The sequence below is a fragment of the Fibrobacter sp. UWB12 genome (genome assembly GCF_900142485.1).
GTDB lineage: Bacteria > Fibrobacterota > Fibrobacteria > Fibrobacterales > Fibrobacteraceae > Fibrobacter.
Map to the genome: position 1 here is coordinate 482,165 of NZ_FRAZ01000002.1, position 22,408 is coordinate 504,572.

20 protein-coding genes are annotated in these 22,408 nt (G+C 44.9%); 5 read left to right on the forward strand and 15 right to left on the reverse strand.

Going from position 1 to position 22,408, the window contains the following annotated elements:
- Nucleotides 1-38 precede the first annotated feature (38 nt).
- Entirely contained in the window at nucleotides 39-881 is an 843-nt protein-coding gene (locus tag BUA34_RS04580; protein WP_072827552.1) for a toxin-antitoxin system YwqK family antitoxin, read from the reverse strand.
- 331 nt (nucleotides 882-1,212) lie between these two features.
- On the opposite strand from BUA34_RS04580, the gene bioB reads away from it, so the two are divergent.
- From bioB to rph, 4 genes are all read left to right on the forward strand, one after another.
- Complete coding sequence (gene bioB, locus BUA34_RS04585; protein WP_072827553.1) at nucleotides 1,213-2,187, forward strand: biotin synthase BioB; 975 nt, start codon at nucleotides 1,213-1,215, stop codon at nucleotides 2,185-2,187.
- Nucleotides 2,188-2,236: 49 nt separating this feature from the next.
- On the forward strand, nucleotides 2,237-3,121 hold the full coding sequence (locus BUA34_RS04590; protein WP_072827554.1) for a C40 family peptidase: 885 nt from the start codon (nucleotides 2,237-2,239) through the stop codon (nucleotides 3,119-3,121).
- Between the two features lie 186 nt (nucleotides 3,122-3,307).
- Complete coding sequence (locus BUA34_RS04595; protein ID WP_072827555.1) at nucleotides 3,308-4,180, forward strand: prephenate dehydratase; 873 nt, start codon at nucleotides 3,308-3,310, stop codon at nucleotides 4,178-4,180.
- A gap of 142 nt (nucleotides 4,181-4,322) precedes the next feature.
- Nucleotides 4,323-5,048, forward strand: coding sequence for a ribonuclease PH (rph, locus tag BUA34_RS04600; protein WP_072827556.1), 726 nt, complete (start codon nucleotides 4,323-4,325; stop codon nucleotides 5,046-5,048).
- A 189-nt stretch (nucleotides 5,049-5,237) separates the two neighbouring features.
- Here the strand turns inward: rph and BUA34_RS04605 are convergent, their stop codons facing one another.
- The 9 genes from BUA34_RS04605 to BUA34_RS04645 form a co-directional block, all read right to left on the reverse strand.
- Nucleotides 5,238-6,842 carry a hypothetical protein gene (locus BUA34_RS04605; protein ID WP_072827557.1) on the reverse strand — a complete coding sequence of 535 codons (1,605 nt, stop codon included), beginning with the start codon at nucleotides 6,840-6,842 and terminating at the stop codon, nucleotides 5,238-5,240.
- A 31-nt stretch (nucleotides 6,843-6,873) separates the two neighbouring features.
- A complete protein-coding gene (locus BUA34_RS04610; RefSeq protein WP_072827558.1) occupies nucleotides 6,874-8,460 on the reverse strand; it encodes a hypothetical protein in 1,587 nt (528 codons plus the stop codon).
- Nucleotides 8,461-8,499: 39 nt separating this feature from the next.
- Entirely contained in the window at nucleotides 8,500-10,797 is a 2,298-nt protein-coding gene (locus BUA34_RS04615) for a hypothetical protein (protein WP_072827559.1), read from the reverse strand.
- Entirely contained in the window at nucleotides 10,790-11,617 is an 828-nt protein-coding gene (locus BUA34_RS04620; RefSeq protein WP_072827560.1) for a TIGR02147 family protein, read from the reverse strand. Before BUA34_RS04620 ends, BUA34_RS04615 begins: the two co-directional genes overlap by 8 nt.
- A 172-nt stretch (nucleotides 11,618-11,789) precedes the next feature.
- The gene (locus BUA34_RS04625; protein WP_139255870.1) at nucleotides 11,790-13,283 is read right to left on the reverse strand and encodes a hypothetical protein; all 1,494 of its coding nucleotides are present in this window, start codon (nucleotides 13,281-13,283) and stop codon (nucleotides 11,790-11,792) included.
- Between the two features lie 61 nt (nucleotides 13,284-13,344).
- Nucleotides 13,345-14,700: a hypothetical protein gene (locus tag BUA34_RS04630; protein ID WP_072827562.1), complete on the reverse strand. Its 1,356-nt coding sequence runs from the start codon at nucleotides 14,698-14,700 to the stop codon at nucleotides 13,345-13,347.
- Nucleotides 14,690-15,520 carry a TIGR02147 family protein gene (locus BUA34_RS04635; protein WP_072827563.1) on the reverse strand — a complete coding sequence of 277 codons (831 nt, stop codon included), beginning with the start codon at nucleotides 15,518-15,520 and terminating at the stop codon, nucleotides 14,690-14,692. The genes BUA34_RS04630 and BUA34_RS04635 overlap by 11 nt, the downstream gene beginning before the upstream one ends.
- A gap of 180 nt (nucleotides 15,521-15,700) precedes the next feature.
- A complete protein-coding gene (hisH, locus tag BUA34_RS04640; RefSeq protein WP_072827564.1) occupies nucleotides 15,701-16,315 on the reverse strand; it encodes an imidazole glycerol phosphate synthase subunit HisH in 615 nt (204 codons plus the stop codon).
- An 86-nt stretch (nucleotides 16,316-16,401) separates the two neighbouring features.
- Nucleotides 16,402-17,286, reverse strand: coding sequence for a DUF3078 domain-containing protein (locus BUA34_RS04645; protein ID WP_072827565.1), 885 nt, complete (start codon nucleotides 17,284-17,286; stop codon nucleotides 16,402-16,404).
- Between the two features lie 116 nt (nucleotides 17,287-17,402).
- On the opposite strand from BUA34_RS04645, the gene BUA34_RS04650 reads away from it, so the two are divergent.
- On the forward strand, nucleotides 17,403-17,921 hold the full coding sequence (locus tag BUA34_RS04650; protein WP_072827566.1) for a hypothetical protein: 519 nt from the start codon (nucleotides 17,403-17,405) through the stop codon (nucleotides 17,919-17,921).
- On the opposite strand, the gene BUA34_RS04655 is transcribed toward BUA34_RS04650, so the two are convergent.
- The 5 genes from BUA34_RS04655 to BUA34_RS04675 form a co-directional block, all read right to left on the reverse strand.
- Nucleotides 17,918-18,394, reverse strand: coding sequence for a hypothetical protein (locus tag BUA34_RS04655; RefSeq protein ID WP_139255871.1), 477 nt, complete (start codon nucleotides 18,392-18,394; stop codon nucleotides 17,918-17,920). The two genes, BUA34_RS04650 and BUA34_RS04655, sit on opposite strands and share 4 nt — an antisense overlap.
- Before the next feature lie 33 nt (nucleotides 18,395-18,427).
- Nucleotides 18,428-18,859 carry a hypothetical protein gene (locus tag BUA34_RS04660; protein ID WP_072827568.1) on the reverse strand — a complete coding sequence of 144 codons (432 nt, stop codon included), beginning with the start codon at nucleotides 18,857-18,859 and terminating at the stop codon, nucleotides 18,428-18,430.
- Between the two features lie 14 nt (nucleotides 18,860-18,873).
- Nucleotides 18,874-19,353 carry a hypothetical protein gene (locus tag BUA34_RS04665; protein WP_139255872.1) on the reverse strand — a complete coding sequence of 160 codons (480 nt, stop codon included), beginning with the start codon at nucleotides 19,351-19,353 and terminating at the stop codon, nucleotides 18,874-18,876.
- A 540-nt stretch (nucleotides 19,354-19,893) separates the two neighbouring features.
- Nucleotides 19,894-21,162 (reverse strand): argininosuccinate synthase, encoded by a 1,269-nt coding sequence (locus BUA34_RS04670; RefSeq protein ID WP_072827569.1) that lies wholly within the window; start codon nucleotides 21,160-21,162, stop codon nucleotides 19,894-19,896.
- A gap of 115 nt (nucleotides 21,163-21,277) precedes the next feature.
- Nucleotides 21,278-22,303 carry a hypothetical protein gene (locus BUA34_RS04675; protein WP_139255873.1) on the reverse strand — a complete coding sequence of 342 codons (1,026 nt, stop codon included), beginning with the start codon at nucleotides 22,301-22,303 and terminating at the stop codon, nucleotides 21,278-21,280.
- Nucleotides 22,304-22,408: the final 105 nt, after the last annotated feature.

Below are 22,408 nucleotides of genomic sequence, written 5' to 3' on the forward strand. Positions count from 1 at the left end.
GCTCAATTTATCGTGAAAAAATAAAGAAATATTGGGTATTACCACCCGAATCCTGTTAATTCGTCAATTTCTTTTATAGTCACCGAGCCATCTTCTTCTGAATAGTATTTTACAATTCCTACATGTTTTCCATTTTTGTATTTCACTTCAAGAGACTTCTTCCCAGAACGGAAATGTTTAATTTGCATTCCTTCCATCAAACCATTTTTGTAATGATTAACAATGTACTTTTTTCCCGAAGGGAAATAGCGTTTGTCATATCCATTCCTAAGCCCTTGCGAAAATTGAATTTCGCGAGCTAGCTTTCCGTTAGGATAATAAGCTTTCAAAAGGCGGACAGACTGCGGCACAAGGACATTTTCGCTCGGAACAGGAATATCTACAACATAAATTCCTTTTTTAACATTTTCGGGAATCAGCTCTTTATTTGAAAACTCATAGACTGAATCAGTTTCACATCCCTTCTCCACAATGAGCTTTTTCAATGATTGAACCTGACCAAACAAAACAGAACTTGTTTTTAAAATCAGATTCTTCGTATCGTATTGTACTTTTTCCGCATAAAAAACAACGGAATCAGGATTGCCGCACCAATTCAAATGCCAACCAGCACCCATCAAATCAACATGCCTCGATTGCAGGAAAATACCACCACCGGCGCATCCGCACAAACCGGACAATTCATTCCATTCAGTCGTTTTGCTTATTTCGTATAAAGAATCATCAACCGCTTTAAAAAGAGAGGCAATCGTCGAGTCTCTCCTCAAATCAGCAGCATTTAACCAAAGCCCGGCATCGCACGCAGCCGAAAGCGAGAAAGCACTAAAAACGCTAATCAATATTTTTGCAAACATATTCATAAAAAAACGATTCAAGGCCATTTAAACTTCCCTAAGCAAATATATATTGATTCCGCATTCTTTAAAGGTGGTCAAAATTTTTTACCACCCAAAGGGGGGGGACACCCCGCAACGCCCCCCCCCAATCACGCAAATGTTTACATAAACGGATACATCATACGATTCCAAACAGCATCTTCTAAATCTCGCCTAGAATCAACAACGGCAACAACAACAACCTTATTGTTCTCCTTGCGATAGAAAACTCGCCACGATAAAACGATCAATTCCATTGCAATGATTAACACCCTTCTCTCATTAAAACAAGATATTCTATATTTGCGCGCGAAAAAGCCCAACCTGGAGTAGAGAAATGTCTTTCGTTCAAGAATTGAAAAACAAGATTTTAAATGACGGTTATGAAATTACACGCGAAGAGGCAATCAAACTTTTAAGCGAAGACCTCGACGAACTCACGAAAGCCGCCGACGAAATCCGCGAAAAGTTCCACGGCGACGACTTTGATTTTTGTTCCATCGTAAACGCGCGCAGCGGTCGCTGCTCCGAGAACTGCAAGTACTGCGCCCAGAGCAGCTACTACCACACCGGCGCTCCCGAATACAAGTTGCTCAGCGCCGACGAAATTGTCGCAGACGCAAAGAAGAAAGAAGCAGCAGGCATTCCACGTTATTCCATTGTAACTTCGGGCCGCACACTTTCGAACTGCGATGTAGAACAAATTAGCGAAGCACTCCGTCGCCTGAAAAAAGAGACTAAGCTTTCGATTTGCCTTTCGGCAGGTCTTTTGAACAAAGAACAATTCGACAAGCTCAAGGAAGCAGGCCTCACCCGCTTCCACAACAATCTTGAAACATACCGCCGTCATTTCCCGGACGTTTGCACGACGCACACTTACGACGATAAGATTGGCGCGCTCCAGAACGCTCTTGCCGCTGGCCTCGAAATTTGCAGCGGCGGAATCATGGGTCTTGGCGAAACGATGGAAGACCGCATCGACATGTGTCTGGATTTGCGCAAACTCGGCGTCAAGTCGACTCCGGTGAACGTGCTGAACGCGATTCCTGGAACGCCGTACGAAAATCTCCCGAAGCTCACAAACGATGAATTCTGCCGCATCGTGGCGATTTACCGATTCATCAACCCGAAGGCATTCATCCGCCTCGCAGGTGGCCGTGGCGTTTTGGGCGATGACGGCAAGCGCGCATTCAAGAGCGGCGCAAACGCAGCCATCACTGACGATATGCTCACCACCGCAGGCACCAACAGCAGCAAGGATTTCGAGCTCGTGAAAGAACTCGGATACAAGCCGCACGGATTTATTGGCTAAAAGACACTAAAACTTTTCTTGAAAGCCGTAATTATGTAAATTTTACTTGATGGCTTTTAGAAATCGCCTCATCATGGGAATTGCAATTGCGTGCAGTTTGGTTCTATCAAACTGCGCTTTTCCTGTGCGCCCCGGATACGATCGAAAAAGCGGTTCCTACAAGCGCTACAGAGTCCCCAAAAAAGAAGTCGTAGAAGCTGACACCACAACAATAGACTCGCAAGAAGAATTGGTGCAAGAAGAAATTCTTGCAGCGGCCTCTAAAAACACCGGGAACAATCAAGCGAATGCATCTGATTCCGTTGGCTCGAGTACGCTTGATTCTACGGGTAAAAACGTAACCCCGCAAACAGACAGTTTGGCCTTGAGCGATTCCAGCGCAAACAAAGGAACTGTCGCCAAAAAGCAAAAGCAAGACAGCACACAAGTTCGAAATAGCGATACTACAAAAGTTGCCGTTAACGCCACCGCAAAAACGGTAGAAAAACAAACTGAAAAAACTACAGACAAAGCGAGCGCAAAAAAGACAGATAAGGCAGCGAAGAAACAGACAAAGCCAGCCGCCAAGCCCACAAATCTTGAAAAGTACGCAAAGGAATGGCTTGGTGCAAAATACGTTTACGGTGCGGCAAGCAAAAAGAAGACAGACTGCTCCGGCTACGTGATGCAAGTCTACAAAGGTTTTTACGGGATATCGCTCGACCACAACGCTCAACACATTTATGACGACGGTCGCGGCTATTCCATCAAGCGTACGAAATTGCAAGAAGGCGATCTCGTATTTTTCGGGAACTTCTGGAAAATCAGTCACGTCGGTATTTACCTAAAAGGGAACCGATTCATCCACGCCAGTACGAGTAAGGGTGTGGTGATTACTTCCATGGACGATAACTATTGGTCGTCCAAATACAAAGGCGCAAGACGGTTTAAGTAGGAGTTAGTTTTTAGTCAATGGCTCTTAGTCATTAGTTTTAAATGAGGCGCCGATGGCGCGATTACAATAACTAGAAACAATTAACCAACAACCAATGACTATTGACTAATGACCAACTACTAAATTCCATATTCTTTTTTCCTCCTACTTCCTACTTCTAACTTCCTACTTTTTATATTTCATATCATGAAGAAAATTGCATTCCAGGGCCGTCGCGGGGCCTATAGTGAAAGTGCCGCCTACCACCTGTTCGGAAACGATATCGAAGTCGTGCCGATGGACACGTTCGAACAAATTTTCCAGGGCATTGAAACAGGTGTCGTTGACGGAGGCGCCATCCCTATAGAAAACTCGACCGCGGGTTCCATTTACGACAACTACGACTTGCTTTACAAGTGGCGTCATCCGATTGTCGCCGAAGTCAAGTTGCAGATTGAACATACGCTTTGCGCATTGCCGGGCACAAAGCTCGAAGACCTTACCGAAGTGTTGAGCCACCCGCAGGGTCTCGCCCAGTGCAGCCGCTTTTTCGGACAGCATCCGAACATCAAGAGCACGGCATTCTATGATACCGCAGGCAGCGCCGAAGAAATCGCAAAGCGCGGCGACAAGCACATCGGTGCAATCGCAAGCGCATACGCCGCCAAGTTCTACGGTCTTGACATTTTAAAGCAAGGGCTCGAAAACTTGCCGGGCGTGAACTTCACGCGCTTTTACGCAATCCAAAAGACAGCGATTGAATTGCCGGATTTTTCGGCAAACGATGCAAGCAAGCCTCCCATCAAAACAACGCTTTTGTTCATGTTGAGCGATTCTAGCAAATCTGGTGCTTTGTACGAAGCGCTCGGTTGCTTTGCCAAGCGCAAGTTGAACCTCACACGCATCGAGAGCCGCCCGCATCCAGACCGTCCGTGGGAATACATTTTCCACCTTTCGTTCGAAGGGAACCCGAAGGACCCGAACGTCGTCGAAGCGCTCAAGGAACTACAGCAATACACAGACTTTATCTACCGTCTCGGAAGTTTCCGCGAAGGAACAACAGAGAAATTAAGTTATTAAGCACAATTGTCACCCCGGCCGCTGTACCGGGGTCACCACATGCGAAAAACGTGATTACAAAAATTAATTGATCCTATCGCCTTCGGCTCCAGGATGACAAAATCAGAATGATGAGGCCGGGGAGACAACGCAAGGAGATTATATGGCATACGAACGTACTGATAGAAAACCTGAAGAATATCGCAATCTCAAGATGACCACGGGCTTTATCTCTAGCGCCGACGGTTCCGTCCTTATCGAAATGGGACGCACCCGCGTCATCTGCAATGCAACGCTCCTCCCGAAAGTTCCGGACTGGCTCGCCGGTCGCGGCACGGGCTGGATTACGGCTGAATACAGCTTGCTTCCGCAAAGTACGGGCAAGCGCGTGGAACGCGAGCGCAAGGGCGCGAGCGGCCGTACGCAAGAAATCCAGCGCTTGGTAGGCCGCTCGCTGCGCGGCGCAGCCGACCTTGCAGCCCTCGGCGAGAACGCTATCGTGGTCGACTGCGACGTGATCGAAGCCGACGGTGGTACACGTACCGCAAGCATTATCGGCGGCTTCGTGGCCCTTGCGATTGCAGTGAAGAAAATCAAGGAACGCCTTGGCATCACGCAGCAGATTTTAAAACACGGCATCACCGCTATTTCTGTAGGCGTAGTGAATGGCAATCCGCTTTGCGACCTCTGCTACGTCGAAGATTCTGCCGCCGACGTCGATATGAACGTCGTCATGCAAGATGCCAAGAATTTCATTGAAGTGCAGGGCACGGGCGAACACGCCAGCTTTGACCGCGCCATGCTCAACAAGCTCCTCGACCTCGGCGAAAATGCCTGCAAGGAAATCTACAAGAAGCAGATGGAATTGATTGGCGGCGAACTGCCGTAAAAAGGAGATGCCCGATCAAGTCGGGCATGACAACATCACAACTGTCGTTTGACAACGTCATAGCGGACTCGATCCGCCATCTTTTACATTCTAGATCCCGGCACAAGGTCGGGATGACAAGTTGAAAGGATAAGCTCGCGATTCAAAGATCGCGGGCTATTTTGTACCGGCAACAAACGGTTCTGCACCCTATTTGCAGATGTTTTGCACATCGGCATACTTACCAATGCCAATCACATTGAACTTGCTCTCAGAGCCCGCATTTCCGTAGACTACAAATAAAATTGACGCGACATGAGTCGGGTCACTAGGGGTTTCTGCATAGGAAACAAAATCACTCCACTTCGAGCACACTGTCTTGACTTCAACACTCTTGGGCAACGTAACCTTAGGCAATAACGCAATTTTCTCGATATAGGTAAATGCCGTATCGTTAGACATTACCACATCCATGTCCGATTCCGAGGTATAAGTCACACACAAACCGCCCCAAGCAGAAACATCGGCTATGTCCGGGGCTCCATTTTTTCCAGACAAAGCTTCCCCGGCAACATTAAAACCGATACCCACAACGCCCTCACTTCTATACTTGAACGTCCCGCAAATACCCTCACATACTTCTATAAGCAAATTCATTACATTTTCATATTCATATTGCATTACGGGCCACGAGACAAATGCATCGCCCTTTTCATCACTGAAACTGAACCAATATCCGGATGTTTCAGAACCGTTATCGAGCCCAGTATTTACAAAGTCGTTACCATTACGGGCGTTTCTCGGACCATACCATAAATCACTGACACTCTCAGGAGTCGTACAAGGCCCAGTGATACCGCTAGAAGAGCTTTGTTCAAAACTACTTTGTTTAGAACTTGAACTGCGCAATACAATAATCCCTTCGTCAACACTACTCTTTGGCAAAACATAGGCATAGCCATCGACATCGCAAGCTCCATTCGCATCGTATTTACCGACAGCGGCAATAGAGAGGTGTTCCTTTGTTCCATCGGTACCCGGCATAATGAAACGAATGCTAGACACATGTTTTGAAGCCTCGGCCGCATTCAAAGCATCCCATGTAACACATTTTTCTACAAATTCAGTTGATTTGCCAAATTCAGCCTGATAAAAGGTATCGTCTGTATAAAGCCTCAAGAGCACATCCCTATCCGCAGCGTACGTCACACAGACGCCGCCCCAATCGCTGATGTCACCATACCTTAGGGCGTGCGAGGCATGGGGATCTTCAATGCCCGCAACATTGAATCCCATTCCCCCAAAAATTTCAGCAGAGGTTCCTTTTCTAAAACGATATTCAGCGCAATAACTACCACAATATTCTACAAGCGCTTCCGCACATTCATACTCGGGAGCTTCAAAACCGCACACATCCGGGCTATAAACCTCAGTAACACCGCCATCAGGATCATCGCTAATATTATACCAAAGCCCAGCACCACGTGTACTATCAGGATCAAATCCCGTATTCACCAGATAGTCACCTTTGCTAGCATTCCACAAACAAGCAGTCGTATTCTTCGGCGTTTTTGCGCTACTTGAAGAATTCGCAATCACGCTACTTGATGACTCTGCAACATTTTGACTACTGCTCGATGCGACATTCGCAGCACTCCCGCCAACATCGTCACTACTTTTGGGAGCAGGTTCCACTGACGAACTGCTATCGCCGTAAGCGGGAACATCAAAGCCACCCGATGGATTGTCATCTGAACAGGCGACAAAGCCTAGCAACAAGGCACTTGCCGCAATACCAGAAATTCTCCTAAACATAACGCACTCCTTTATTTTTTAATTATAAATTCTAGTTTCCAGAAATGGCTGGAGTTTCAAAAGAGCACGCGCCATTAACGGAATATTTCCCTATACCCGCCAAATTAAATCTGCATTTTTCATAACCTGCAGTACCCTTTATAGCAAACTGGATTGCACCCACCGCACGCCCCATATCAGGATCATTCGGCGCAATTTCATTCCAGGTAAAGCATTTTTCGACAAGACCTTTGGACTTTGGCAAAGCGACCTTAGGTGAGTTCTCGTAAGGAACATCTTTTACAACAAAGTTCAGGTAAGCCTCCTTTTCGGAATAGTAAGTGACGCAAACACCACCCCAGTCTTGGATATCTTCAAAAACGTAATCGCCATCATTAAAGCCCGCAATATTAAACGAGACTCCGCCAATAGCGTATTCGGCCCCTTTCAAGATAAAATCCATCGTTCCACAAAAACCGAGACATGTCTCAATAAGACCTCCATACACTTCATATTCAAACTCCCCCGACAGTTCCACCGGATATTCAACATGAGCATAAGCGTCACCAGGAGACTCATCAAATTGTTCCAACCATCCCGCGTATCTGCTACGGTCGTTATAGCCTGTTTTCACATGGGTTCCGTCAACCCCTTTCCACATGCAAGTCAAGGAATCATCATAAGGAAATTCTACATTGACGCCATCATTAGCAAAACCCCAATCATACGAAGATTCGTCCGGCTCGTAAGTACTGATTCCCCTAATATTGAAAGTTCTCTTATCAACATCACCACGGCTATCAATCTTAAACATGATGGACACGATTTCCTTTGCTGCCTCTTCTCCCGTATATACCTGGCGATTGATTGAATATTGGGAATATTTCCAATGTGTTATATCGAAATTGCTCCATTTTGCACATACAGTTTTAGGCTCGTTAATCCAATACAAATCACGAAGTGTAGGATCAAAAGAACCTCCGTTCGCCGTTATATTTAGAATGCCCACAGGATATGCTTCGAACGGCAATATTTCGCTATTGGAATCAATTCCATCAATATTAACCTTCAAATAGACGTACATCCAATAATCAGATTCGTAAGTGACACAGATACCATCCCAAGACGAGACATCCGCCGTAGCGCCATCCCTGGCAAGTTGGATTTCAAAACCCGCCCAAGGTTTAAACATTGAAGTATCGAATTCAACCGATCCGCATAGACCATCGCAATGTTTAAAAACAGAAGCCAAAGGAGTCAATGAATTTTCAAGTTCGACAGGGAAAACAACCTTCGATTTACCCTGTTGGCCAAACAAGTCATCGCCAAAGGTTCGCCAAAAGCCTGTGCTATCGTCTCCTGTATTGACCTTGTAGTCTACAGCTGGGTCCCACAAATTATAGCGGCGGGCCTTTACCGCACCACTTGAAGACAACGCTCCGTTTGAAGAAGATTCTATTACGCCGCCGTCACTCGAGGATGATCCTATTACGCGGTCATCACTAAAATGCGTTCCTGCAGAGGAGCTGTTTTCACCTGCGATAGGTTCAACAAACGGAACCGAAGGATTGTCATCTGAACAGGCGATAACGCCAAGCAGCAAGGCAGAAATCACGCCTCCAAGAATTCTCCTAAACATACAACAATCCTTCATTTTATCTGTAACCAGTAATATATATTATTTCAAGTAGGCAGGTTCCTGGCATTTTAAATAGGATGTACCATCCAGTTCTTGATACGGGGCAATTCCCAAGATATTGAACGAACTACTGGCATTATTCTTGGCATAATCATAGAATAAAATTGACGATATCTTGGAAGGATCGATAGGTGCCCTTGTTTCGCTGTCAACAAATTCATTCCAGGATTTACATTCAATCTTGGCATAACCATCAGTCTGTGGCAACGTCACGCCCGGCAATTTAGATACGTTTGCAAAATCATTTTGCTCTGCATCATTTATAGCAATATGCAAATCATATTCCGATGCATAAACAACACACATGCCGCCCCAATATTTGAGACTTTTCGCCTGCAACTTGCCATTTCCATCTTTATCAGCAATGTTAAATCCGAAGCCAGCATTCCCTGCGCCTTTATGCGTTACACAAAGTCCCTGACAGTAATTTAGAACAGGTTGCAACGAATCCTGACCTAACTCGCTATTCGCTAGTACAGGATAAGTCATATTGACTTCGTCATTATCCTTGAATGCATACCAATGGCCGCCTTCGCTTGTCGCTGTCGAATACCCCGTTTTTACACCCAAATAACCATCCGGACCATACCAAACCGGACTGAGATTCTTGAAAGAGCACTCATCTTTATACACCTTGCTACTGCTGGAACTGCGCGGAGTTCGGCTCGAAGAACTTATCGGCGTGTAAGAGGTTTTGGGGATAGAACAAGCCCCATTAGCAGAATACTTTCCGATACCCGCTATATTAAACTGATTTCTATCGCCGTCTTCAGAACTTTTCACAATAAACTGGACCGTACTTACCGCAGACCCCATGTTAGGATCATTCGGGGCAAGGTCATTCCAAGTAAAGCATTTTTCTACAAGCGCCCCCGAAGCAGGGAGAGACGCTTTCGGTGAATTTTCATACGGCACGTTTTTTACAACAACATTTAGGTAAGCATCCTTTTCGGAATAGTAAGTGATGCAAATGCCACCCCAATCCTTGATATCGGCAAATTTAGCTTCTCCATAGCAAGTATTGCCTTCACAAGAAGTCAATGTATCTTCAGCAATATTGAAGCCTACACCAGACGCGGCATAATCGGCGTTTTCCAAAGTAAACTCCATCGTTCCACAAAAGCCTTTACATTCAACGATAATCGGCTCATACATATAGGGTTCATACTCCATTTCCCTATACGCAGGGAATTCTATTTTAGAATACGCCCCCTCGGGAGAAACATCGAAATCATACAGCATCCCGACAAATTCATCCCGATCATTATAGCCCGTATTTACAATGCCAGACCCATCCAAACCTTTCCACAGGCAAGTCAAGGAATCGTCGTTTGTAGTAACCAGGCCTAAATCCCGTTCATTCGTACCGCCATCGCGATTCCATTGCGGAAGATTTTCATCGTAAGTACTGATACCTAAGATATTGAATTCTCCCGAGCCATCGGAATTACCCATAAATACAAAGTTGATTGCCTTGACTTCTTTAGCAGCCTCTTCGCCTGAATAGATCTTGCTCAATTTTGCCTTATTGTATTCCGCCCAACTGGACGTTTTAAAGTCGCTCCATTTGGCACAACGCGTAATGGCGACATCAGAACCAAGCATATTCTTAAGCGTCGGTGCATTTGTCACCGTTTTCGGAAGTGTTATCATCGGATAAGCCATAAACGGAGACACATTGCTAATCGTATCTATGCCACCGACATCCACATTGAGATAGACACTCACCGGGTATTCAGAGGCATACGTTACACAGATACCGCCCCATGCAGAGATATCCACCGTTGAACCTTCTTCGGCAAGCGTAAAGCCAATACCCGCCCAAGGCATCGTCTCCGAGCCATGCAACTCAACTGTACCACACACGCCTTCACAATATTCAAAAACAGGATCCAAGAAATCTGCAGTATATTCATTACCCATTTCCACAGGCCAAGTTATACGAGAATAATAATCATCGCTAAAGCTGAACCAATACCCCGTATTTTCGTTATACGTATTGATCTTGTTGTCCGTTTTACCATTCCACAAGTCAAACTTCGGAACCGCCTCTACACTGCTAGAGGACTGGACGGCAGAAGAACTTTCGATAGCAGAGGAGCTGCTCACAACAGACGAACTGCTTTCGCCATAAACAGACGAGCTACTTTCACCATAGGCAATCGGATTGCCATCTTCCGTGACTCCCGCCGTATTGTCGTCCGAGCACGCCATAAAGCCGAACGCGAACGCACATGCAGAAACACATGCCAATATGTTAAGAAGATTCTTAAGCATGATTTTTCCCCTCCTCCCACGTCAGCGGGAACAACTGTAAATTCAACCTGTAGACACGACCGACGCCACGGCCGTTCAACGCAATTTGAGCAATACGCTTGCGGCAAGCATTAATCTCTTGCACAATTTTCTCGTAATCCTCGTCCGAAATTCCCATGGTAAGTCCAGAATAATTGCGTTCCGTCGACGAGAATTTTTCAAGAGCTTCATCTGCAAAATGGATCATCTCATGATGCAAAGAACGCATCGCCACCGACATAATTTCAGGAGACCCCGTCAGATGCCTATCGACCTGTTCGTAGGCGTCCCCGTTTTTCTTCAACAGTCCTGCATCTACCATAAAATCGAGCGACTCGCGGACCTCCCCCGCAGAGGCCTCCAAACAACAACGCCTCGCAATTTCACCCGGAGTCGCTCCTGGCATCACCGGCGCTAGCTCTCTCACCACCGGATGTATCCAAGTTTCAAAATACTTATACGCATCGCCATCGACAACTTTTACCGCATTCTCTTTTGCAAGTTTAAGCATCGCTTCAAAAACGGTTTTGCGATCGGCATCCGTTTTAGCATGGCAACATTCCACCATCAACTTGAAATAGTCAAGTTCGTAACCTGCCAAGTGCATCGCGGCACCGACTTTTTCCGCCCCAACAGACGAAAGGCGCGTTTTGCCTTCACAGACAAGTTTCAGGTAAGTCGGCGATGTAAAGCCGGCCGCACGCGCAAATTCACGCCAGGAAAACGATGATACACGCTTCCGTTCATCGTAATAGTCCTGCATGTAGCAGCGATAATCCTGATACTCCGTAATCGGCTTCATAATAACAAATATACACTTCTATTTTAAAAACCGCAATATTTCATGATACTTTTTATTCAATTTTTAGCAATTTAAGCAGTTTTTATTTAAAATCTTAAAAATACAATGTATTTTCATGATACAATCAAAGCAAAAAAGAAGCCCCATTCGTAGTATGAATGGAGCAAATTTCTTAATTGTATGGTTTTAGGCGACATGCACCCTGAGCAGAATATTTCCCAACAGCATACACACCGAACTCAACGTTTTCCGGTGGAGTTTGGCTACGAGCCTCAAACGCAATCACAGATACACTCTTTAATTGGTCAGAAGTCAACTTGTCAAACTCATCCCACTTATAACATTTTTCGATTATTGTCGTCGATTTGGGGAGATGCAAATTTGGAAAATCCATAGACTCCAAATCGTCATCGGCCGAGCCAATACCCAACTTTAAATAGGCATCTTTTTGCGACTGATACGTTATACAAATTCCGCCCCAATCTTCAATGTCTTTCGTTTTAATACCATCAAAAAAACACACATCACTATCACAGACATCCGAAGTCATATTATACCCAGCAATGGCTAAGCCAATACCTACGAACGATTCACCGCCATCTTGACGGTCCAACACCATCGTTCCGCAGAAGCCACCACAGTAATCCAGTGTTGGATCATATTTCCAGAAAGAATAATTAACCCCATTATCAATCGGGAAATACAACTTCGATGCATTGTCATCAGCATAAACAAACCAAGTTCCAGCGCCGTTTTGAGATTCATACTCCCAATGTGCCGAGCCCTTCCACACGCAAGTCGCCGAATCTTCATTCGCTTCGTTTTCTCCGTTTTGCACATCTTCTGACCGCAGGCTCACCTGTGGCATATCTCCGTCGTATGTGCCCACGGCCTTGATATTGAAATCTCTCGATTCTGAACCATCACCTAAAAATCTAAAGAGAATTGCTTTAGCCTTTTTCGCATCCACGTCACCACGTCGATCTTCAGGAGCTACAGCAGGCGAATTACGAGAGAAGTTTTCCCAGCGGGCACACAAAGAAGTATCACCCGACACTACACTAGGGAACCGAATTCCCACCATCGAAAAAACATTCGACGCATCACTATATTCCGATGCAATGCCAAGCCAGAAACTCACATCGGATGAGTATGTCACGCAAATACCACCCCATGACGAAATATCGGTACTTTTGCCTTCTTCCGCAACTAAAAATCCAATACCGACTGCAGGCGAAGAATCGGAATAATCAAACTTAATCGTTCCGCAAAAGCCTCCGCAATGTTCAACAACGGCATCTAAAGCATCATCCGAATAGCTATTCCCCATTTCAACAGGGAACACAATCCTTGATGCGCCTCCATCATCCCCCCAAGTGTACCAGTACCCGGTAATTTCACTTTCCGTTTTTACCTTGGTAATTCCAGCAGCACCATCCCAGAGGTCGTTTTTACAAACTTCGACAACTTCTCGGTCCGAAGACGATTGCACACCATGGCTAGAACTTTCTATGCTTGAACTAGAAAGCATTTCGCTAGAAGAATAAACATCACCTGCAGTAATGACGTTATCTTCTACAGAGACTCCGCTTGTTTTGTCATCGGAACAAGCACAAATGCCCAATACGGCGGGCAACACCGCAATCTTCAATAACCTTCTGAACACGAAAGTATCCTCCTACACTTTACCGCTTAATATAAATTATAGACAATAAGAAGTCAACAATTTACGAGAAGGGATTTACTTTAGATTCATCGGCAATGCACGCACCGCCTTCCTTGTACTTTCCTACAGCAATGATATTGAACCGGATTTGATTAAATACATTTTCACTCGAACGAACTTCGAACTTAATATCGCTAGCGGATTTTTCTAAACCTGCAGTAGACATTTCATCCCAAGTGATGCATTTTTCAACAGGAGTCGTAGAAGCCGCCAGAGTATAATCTTTTTCAAGAGAATCAGAGGCAAGCACCATGCGCATATCTTTTTCGGCCATGTAGTACACACAAATTCCACCCCAGCCGCTAATATCAGTAGCCTTAGCAGAATAATCAGCATTTGCAGAATCGCGAACAGCCATTCTAAAACCTATACCGGCATAAGCTTGAGGTGCGTTTCCTTTGTCCAAAGAAACACTTGCCGAAAGCCCGCCTTTAAAGAGTTCATCATCCGCCAACCATTCAAATGCGTTCTTGTAATTCGGGGCTTCTGCAGACCAATACAACAGAGACGCACCGCCATCGTTACGGTCATTGTAGGAATACCAAAGTCCGCCACGAGTTCCATCCAAATCGTTCATCACCATAGAACCCGGATTATCTAAGGTTCCGTTCCACAAGCAAGCACTCGTATCTACTTTCATGGGTTCTACATATTCAATAGAATCCAAGTTTTGAACACCATGCTTATAGGAGCTAACTCCCTTGATATTGAAGAACCCAGATTCCTTCGCTTTACCGACAAACTTGAAAATAAGCGACGTTGCTTTCTTGGATGCTTCGACACCAGAATTGTTGTTCGGAGAACTTTGTCTAAAATCAGCCCACTTTGCACAACGAGATGCATAAGTCCCATTCTCGGTCTTGTCAAATTCAACAGTCGGCATATCGTTTGCAGACAGCGTACTGCCATCCTTGTAGCCGAGCACGCCCTTCATTTGCAGAGCAGATTCATAAGATACGCAAAGGCCGTCCCATTCAGAAATATCGATAGCAGAATCATTTTCTGTAAGTGCGATACCCACGCCAGCACTCGGGGCAGACGATTCGCCCAGTTCAACCGTTCCGCAGAGGCCGCCGCAATACGAGACCAGCGATTCCATATTTTCGGACGTAAGGTTGTTACCCTCGATGGTCGGGAATACAATTGACGACGTTCCGCCATCGTTTTCATCGTCAACGCTATACCAGCGAGCAGCTACGTTAGCATACTTAAAACCGCCAGCACCATCGGCGCCGTTCCACAAGTCATACGCGGTGACAGAATTGCCTTCTTCGGTAATTCCGGATGTTTTTTTGTCACATGCCACGACGCCTAGCAAAAGAGCAAAGGCAGACAAATTAATAATTTTACCTAACATCGGAATTATCCTCTTTCCACGTCAATGGGAATAACTGTAAATTCAATCTATAAACTCTTTCTGTGCCACGACTGTTCAGCGCAATTTGGGCGACTTTCTTTCGGCAAACATCGAGTTCCTGCAAAATCTTTTTATAGTCTTCTGCAGAAATTCCCATGGTAAGCCCGGTAAAGTTTCGTTCCGATGGCGTAAACCGGATAATTGCCTCTTCTGCGAAATGAGCCATTTCCCTGTGCATATAGCGCAAAGCAACAGACACGGCTGAAGTCATACCTTTCAAATGCTTGTCCGCCTGCACATAGTTATCGCCATTCTTTTTCAAAAGCCCAATCCGGACCATAAAATCAAGCGATTCACGAATTTCGGCAGCAGAAACAACTTGACAACAGCGCTTGGCGATATCGCCAGGAGTTGCCCCAGACATCACCGGCGCAAGTTCACGCACAACCGGATGCACCCACGATTCAAAATACTTAAACGCATCGCCATCGACAACTTTAACCTTGTTGTTCGACGCGAGTTCGAGCATTGTTTCGTAAGCGCTCTTGCGTTCCTGATCGGTCTTGGCATGGCAATAAGTGACCATCGACTTGAAATACTCAAGTTCAAAACCGGCCAGTTCCATTGCCATCCCCACCTTTTCGGCCCCTTGAGGCGAAAGGCGGGTCTTACATTCACACACCAATTTTAGATAAGTCGGAGAAGTGAAGCCCGAAGCACGAGTAAATTCACGCCACGAAAAAGACGAGACTCTTTTTCGCTCAGTATAATAATCCTGCATATAAACGCGATAATCTTCGTATTCCGTAACCGGCTTCATGGCCGTAAATATATATTAATTCATTCCGAAAAACAATAGGCCATGATACTCCAGCGCCATTTACACGCAAAATAACGCCATTTTTAGCAAATTTCGCAAAAATCGTATTTTTATGATACTATTTTTTTTCGAAACAACTTAGAACGAAACCGGCAACTTGCAGAACTGCCGCGAATTTGTTTAAACGTTCCAGTCGCAGAAGTTCTTGAGCATGGCAAGTCCAACCTCGCCGCTCTTTTCCTGATGGAACTGGCTTGCAATTAAGTTATCCTTACCGATAAGTCCGGTGAACGTTTGTGTGCCGTAAGTCGTTTCGGCAAAAGCGTATTCAGCCGGCACCTGCGGGTAGTAGGAGTGCACGTAATAAAAATCGCAACCGCTGCGGATACCCTTCATAATCGGGTGTTCGCGAGTGAAGTTCACCTGGTTCCAGCCCATGTGCGGAATCTTGAGACCCGGTTCATCCTTGAAACGCACGGCGCGACCCGGAATAAGACCAAGCGTCTTTACGCCGCCATCTTCTTCGCTTTCTTCAAGAATAATCTGGCAGCCGATGCAAATGCCAAGCACCGGATTCCCAGCCTTCACCACAGCCTTGATTGCTTCACCGATACCAGTCTTCGTGAGCGTTTCCATGGCAGACGCGGCAGCACCGACACCCGGGAAAATCAAACGCGTAGCCTTTGCGATTTCATCAGGATCGCGACTCACCTTGGCATCAACACCAATGTACTTGAGCGCATTCATCACAGAAGTCAAGTTGCCCGCATTGTAATCCACAACAGTAATAGCCATAGAAACCTCTTTAATTTTACACGTGCAAAGATAGAAAAAAGAACCGCCGAAGCGGTTCTCATAATTAATTTGAATTTGATTCTAAATTAGAACCAACGCCAAGTCACGCCGACGAGAATCACGTTCTTGTGCTGAGAATCCTTGTCCAAGTCCTTGTCGTAAGCGATATCGTAGCTGACCTGGAATTCGAAAAGCGGAGAAAGCGACAATGCGAGAAGGTTTTCCCACTTGCCATCGATTTCATCAAAACCCTTGAAGTTGATGAAAGCCCACAAGCGGCTCTTGAAAGTTACGATTTCAGAAAAATCGTACTTGAATTCCGTGATGCTTTCAAGACCCGGTTCGTTTTTGAACTTTTCAATCTTTCTCGTATCCGTATCGTCAGAGTAGAGATAAGTATCGGAACCATCGGCAGTAATCGTCATGCGGTTTGCAAAAGCAAGACGCGTAGAGAAGTTGTCGTTCGGGAAGTAGCCCACACCGGCCATCTGCGTCACATAGCCCGGAGCCATGAAGTGAGAAACGGTAGTCTTGATTTCGTTGCCATCAGCGTCTTCGCTATAGTCATAGCCTCTCGTGAACTGCGATTCGAAACGAGCGCCGACATACGGCTTGATCTTTTCGGAAGCGTTGAAGTCACCCATGGTTTCGTAGAAAATCTTATCTGAAGACTTGCGCTTGCCAAGGCCGTCCGTCCAAGTGTAGCCAAGAGCAAGGTTCAGCTTGTTGCGCCAATCAGCGACCTTCCAGTGAGACTTGAGGTCAGCATCATAGGTGAAGAGCCATGTGTAAGAGGACGTACCGTCTTCGAATTTCCAGTTGCTGAACTGCATACGGGTAAACTTGATGGCTGCGACCACATCTGCGGTCGTGTTTTCCGGAAGCCACTTGTCGAACATACCCCCATTTGCAAAAGCTGTCGATGCGGAAATGAGAGCAGCGCTCACGATTGCGAATAACGATTTTTTCATATTCCTTCCTTGTTTATGGTCCTTCTTTCCCATAGACCTGTTGTTTGCTTTAAAGATAACATTTTTTTAGGAAAAAAAAGGGTTCATGTCAATTTTCGATTACTATTATTATAAACATGTTACCTAGAAGCCTAGTCCTCGCCCTCATTTTTACTTTTTTCGCAGGAATTGCGTTCGCCGCCCAAAGCACGCAAGGTTCGCCCTGGCAGTTCGAGGCCGGCATTTCGGCCGGCAGACCGACACCTATCATGTTAAACGCAGGCGTTGGATACAACAACTTCTTTTTCAGGGCAATGGGAGGCGGACTCCATTTGCAACCGGATGAATACTGGGTCGGTTTCCGAGGAAGTTTTGCATGGAAGTTTTTCCGCGAACTGCCTTTTTCAATTGACGCTGGATTCGGCAGCGGATACGCATTTGCAAAGGCCCCGAACGGATACCACAAAGCACTGAATAGAGCAAACAAAGTAAAATACGTACGTTCGTACAACTACAAAGAATCGCTCGACATTTCGGCAGAAGTTCGTGCAAACATCTACGGAGTATTTTCGTACATTGCCATTCCGGTACACTGCTTTATGAAGCACAATGAACCGACTGTAATATGGCAAGTCGGCTATGCGTACGGGTTCTAGGTAAGGTTAAAAAAAACATACCAATCAAAAGTCTTTAGCGTTGTGTTTTTTTCTATAACATTATTGTCTATTGAGTAATTCTTTTTCATTTTCTCATTGACTAACAAACGACCTGCATTTTTTACAAGTTTGTTTTTATTTTCAACCAAATACTTCACACTAGCGGGAGACAAATAAAAAACAGAATCCGGAATTTCAGTCAGCCAAAGCAAAGTATATGGATTGAAGTCATATTTTTCCTTTTTTATAATTGAATCAAGAAGGCAGTTCATTTTTCGATACCCTAACGGAAGAAGAATGTCTGCATCGTCTGCTTCATATTGTCCGTTTAAGTATTTTTCATATTTAAACATTGCTTGACTAAGCTGTGCGTCCCATTTACAAACTCCATTTTGAGAAGAAGCTGAATGAGCAAGAAAAAAAGCGCCACTAAAGAGTACCGTTATTAAGGAACAACGGATAAAATAAGTCATTGGACAAATCACCTCTTTGAATCTAATTATTTTTCATCGCTTTTTAAGTTGAGTTTTCCATTTATTCATTAATGAATCTGCCAGCGCATTAATTTTGCTTGCGTCCTTTAATTTAAAAACTAGGTCCAAGCTGTCAGTAAAATAATTACAAATTTCAGGCATTCCTTTATTAGCGTGAAATTTCAGTTTCTTTTTACCTTTTTCAAAAAGATAAAAGAACAAGTCTCCTCCAGCACAATCGCACAGACAAGACCCATAGGGGGCCAAATACACACTGTCAACATCTTGAAGGATTGATTCTAACGTGGCGCGAGGCATAATCGTATCAATTTCTTCATTGTCAAAAGAATCAATTACATACTCTATTCTGACAAATGCAGATTCAGAAGGCATTGGTTTTGCCGCAAAAATAAAAGTTGCGGTAAAAACAAAAAACATGAGTAGAAAAATTCTTTTATGAAACATATTATTCCTTTGTGCTATTTTTTATAATAGCACGCTCCATCTACACTCTTTATATAAAATAACCGATCGCGGAATTCTGCTCTTAATTTTTTTGAGAATGGATTTTGTTCAATAACAAATCCACCTGCAGGTTCGCGATTGTAATAGATTGTGATATCTTCTTGAGTTTCGACAATGGCGATATCTGTATTTTCTACTATAGCACCAATCCCAGTTGTCAAAGGAAATTTATATGTTGCAATATATTCTTTATTAGTGCTGTCTTCAGATAAAATATGATAAACGCGATATTCTTCTTTAAAACTAAAATAAGGAACATTTGTGTCTTCACCAAATAAGAAGATTCTTTTTCCCTCTATATTGCATATTGTAGTTTTCATGTTTTTCGAAGAAAATTGAAAGAAAGGAATATATCCAATACCCAGAAATGTTCCCCACAGCAATCCACATGAGGAAAAGAACAACAAAACAAAAACAAACAACAATTTAGTCATGATTGGATATTTTTTATATGTAAATTTATAAATTTTAGAATTATATTTTCTGAAAGCCATTCAAAGCAAGCCGAGTTTGCCAATGACAAGCAATAGTATTCTACTGTATATATTCTTATGGTTTCTTTTACTTGTGGCCTATCTCTTTAGGTATTTTATTCTATGTGGTTTTCGATCAAAAAAACATTTTATCAGTGCATTCACTCTTGTTACTATATATTACATAATTGGAGTGATTTGTTACGAAAATATTTTTAAATAAAAGTCGAATATATAAAGAGATTAGGAATGATATATGAAATCTTTTTTATGCCGGTTATTTATTGTTTCATTTATTGTAGGTATTATAACTTTTTGCAATCAATATGGAATTGGCAACATTCCCCAAAAGCCAATGTCTAGAGATGAGCTTTTATTCGTTGTTCCGTGTACGATTCTTATATTGGTTGCTCTATCGTATTTTTTTAAAGAAAAACAAATTGATGAAAAAAATCCCGGCTCGGATGAGTCGGGATTTTTGAATGCTTTTAGAAGTACTAATTACTTCTTGAGGCTCGGAACGCCACCGAAGTCGACGTTCGTCTTCTTGCCGAGCAAGAGAGCGCGAGTCTTGAGCGGGAGGCCATAGCAACGGATGAAGCCAGTAGCATCCTTCTGGTCGTACATGTCAACGTCCGTGAAGCCACCGAGGCCCATGTCGTACAAGCTGTACGGGCTCTTGATGCCAGCCGGGATGATGTTGCCCTTGTAAAGCTTGAGGGTAACGTCACCAGTAACAACCTTGTTCACTTCATTGAAGAAGGCGTCCATAGCCTGGCGGAGCGGAGTGAACCACTGGCCATTGTAGACAAGGTTTGCATAGGTCATAGACATCTTCTGGGCTTCGAACAAAGTTTCCTTGTCGAGCACGAGCTGTTGCAAGCATTCGTGAGCCTTGTAAAGGAGCGTGCCACCCGGAGTTTCATAAACACCGCGGCTCTTGAGGCCGACGAGGCGGTTTTCAACGATGTCCAAAAGACCGCAAGCGTTCTTGCCACCGATTTCGTTCAAGAATTCGAGAAGTTCAACAGCGCCCATTTTCTTGCCGTTGATAGCAACCGGATTGCCCTTTTCGAAGGAAATCGTCACGTGATCGGCCTTGTTCGGAGCCTTTTCATACGTGTTGGTGTGCTTGAGGAATTCGTACTTGTGTTCCTGTTCCGGGAATTCCAAGACGCCACCTTCGTGAGAGAGGTGCCAGAGGTTGCCGTCTTCGGAGTAAATCTTCTTCTTGCTGATGCCGTTGAGCGGAATCTTGTGTGCAGCGGCGTAGTCGATAGCGTCTTCGCGGCTGTGGAATGTCCAGCGCGGGTCCTTCCACGGAGCGATGACTTCGAGCTTCGGGTTCAAGGCAGCGTAGGTGAGTTCGAAACGAACCTGGTCGTTACCCTTACCGGTAGCACCGTGAGCAACAGCGTAAGCGCCTTCCTTTTCAGCGATCTTTACCTGGTACTTAGCGATGAGCGGACGAGCGAAAGACGTACCGAGGAGGTAAGTACCTTCGTACTTAGCACCGGCGCGAACGGTCGGCCAAACGTATTCTTCAAGGAATTCCTTCTTGAGGTCGAGAACGTAGCACTTGGAAGCACCGGTCTTGAGAGCCTTTTCTTCGAGAGCCTTTGCGTTCGGGAAGTCATTCTGGCCGAGGTCGGCTGCGAATGCAATCACTTCGACGTCGTAGGTTTCCTTGAGCCAAGGAATGATGATGGAAGTATCAAGTCCACCGCTGTAAGCGAGGACGACTTTCTTCTTGGATTCTGTTTTAGCCATTTTGAATGTCCTTTGAGAAAATTTTTTAGACGGGATAAATATAGTCATTTGAATTACTAGTTACTAGCTATTAATTACTAGTAATTGCATTTTTTTAGAAAAGACAACAAAAAAATTAGCGTTTCGATGCACGGCGGCCAAGGAGGTCGAAGAACTTGATGTTCAACTTCTCATGAACGCTTTTTGCGGCGTGGCGAGACGCAGGCCGAATCGCAATCGTAGAATCCGCCTTTATCGGCAAAGAGGGATCAATCTCGCGAACCGAGACGAACTTGTAAAACGGATGATCCTCATCAGTACGCATGATGATGACTCCCCCACCCTTCAAGATTGCATCGAAAGCATTTTCAAGACCATTATAATCCTTGCAGCCATCGATTTTAGCAGCTCCCGCTTCAGCACCAGACCAGTCCTTGCCCGAATCTTCGGCAGAGCCCACAAGTTCCCATTTGCCAGGAGGGGTCGCATTGCTTGTAGAGTCGATATAAAGTTCCAAGCGGACTGTCGATTCATCCTTATTGTAGACAATGTACTTCATTCCAATCCACTTGTTCAATGGCAAGGGTTCACCACCCCAAAGCGGGTCTTGCTTGCCGATTCCCGAACCACTGCGGTAATAGCTCGCCGGGTGCTTCCATTCCTTTTCGAAATCCCAACGGCCATCGTTGCGGAACCTTGCGTAATACGTATTGGCATCGCAATTGTTGCCACCGCTAGAGCCATGCCCTAAAGCGCCACTGCGGACTCCGACCACCATACCGCCATAATTTTTTCCAACAGTTTCATTTCGCATAAAATAAGCAGTATATTCCGTATTCAAGAAAAACTGCTTTTGGGGAGCCCATTCGCGTTGTCCGTTGATATGGAAGCGAGGCCCAACACCAAGCATCTGCATTACGCCTTCGCCATCGACTTTGTAGCCTTCCCCATCGACGCCACGACTATCCGACCACTGCAACGGATCATCAGGGTCATCCGACCAGTCTGCAAAAGTACGCGCATGCCCGTTCGCCCAATGCTCCGATGTCCACGAAACAGAACCCGGTTTTGTTTCAAAAAATTTTTGAAATCCAAAAACATCCGTAGGCTCTTCGGCAAAAGACACTACAGAAAATAAAACCAAACCCCAAATTACTTTCATTTTCAATTTCATCCGGCAACCTTCGATTACTCTGTAAATATAAACATCCTTTCTTGATTTATCGATTGTGCAAAAGGAGTTTGGCGATACACCGTCTTTTTTTTA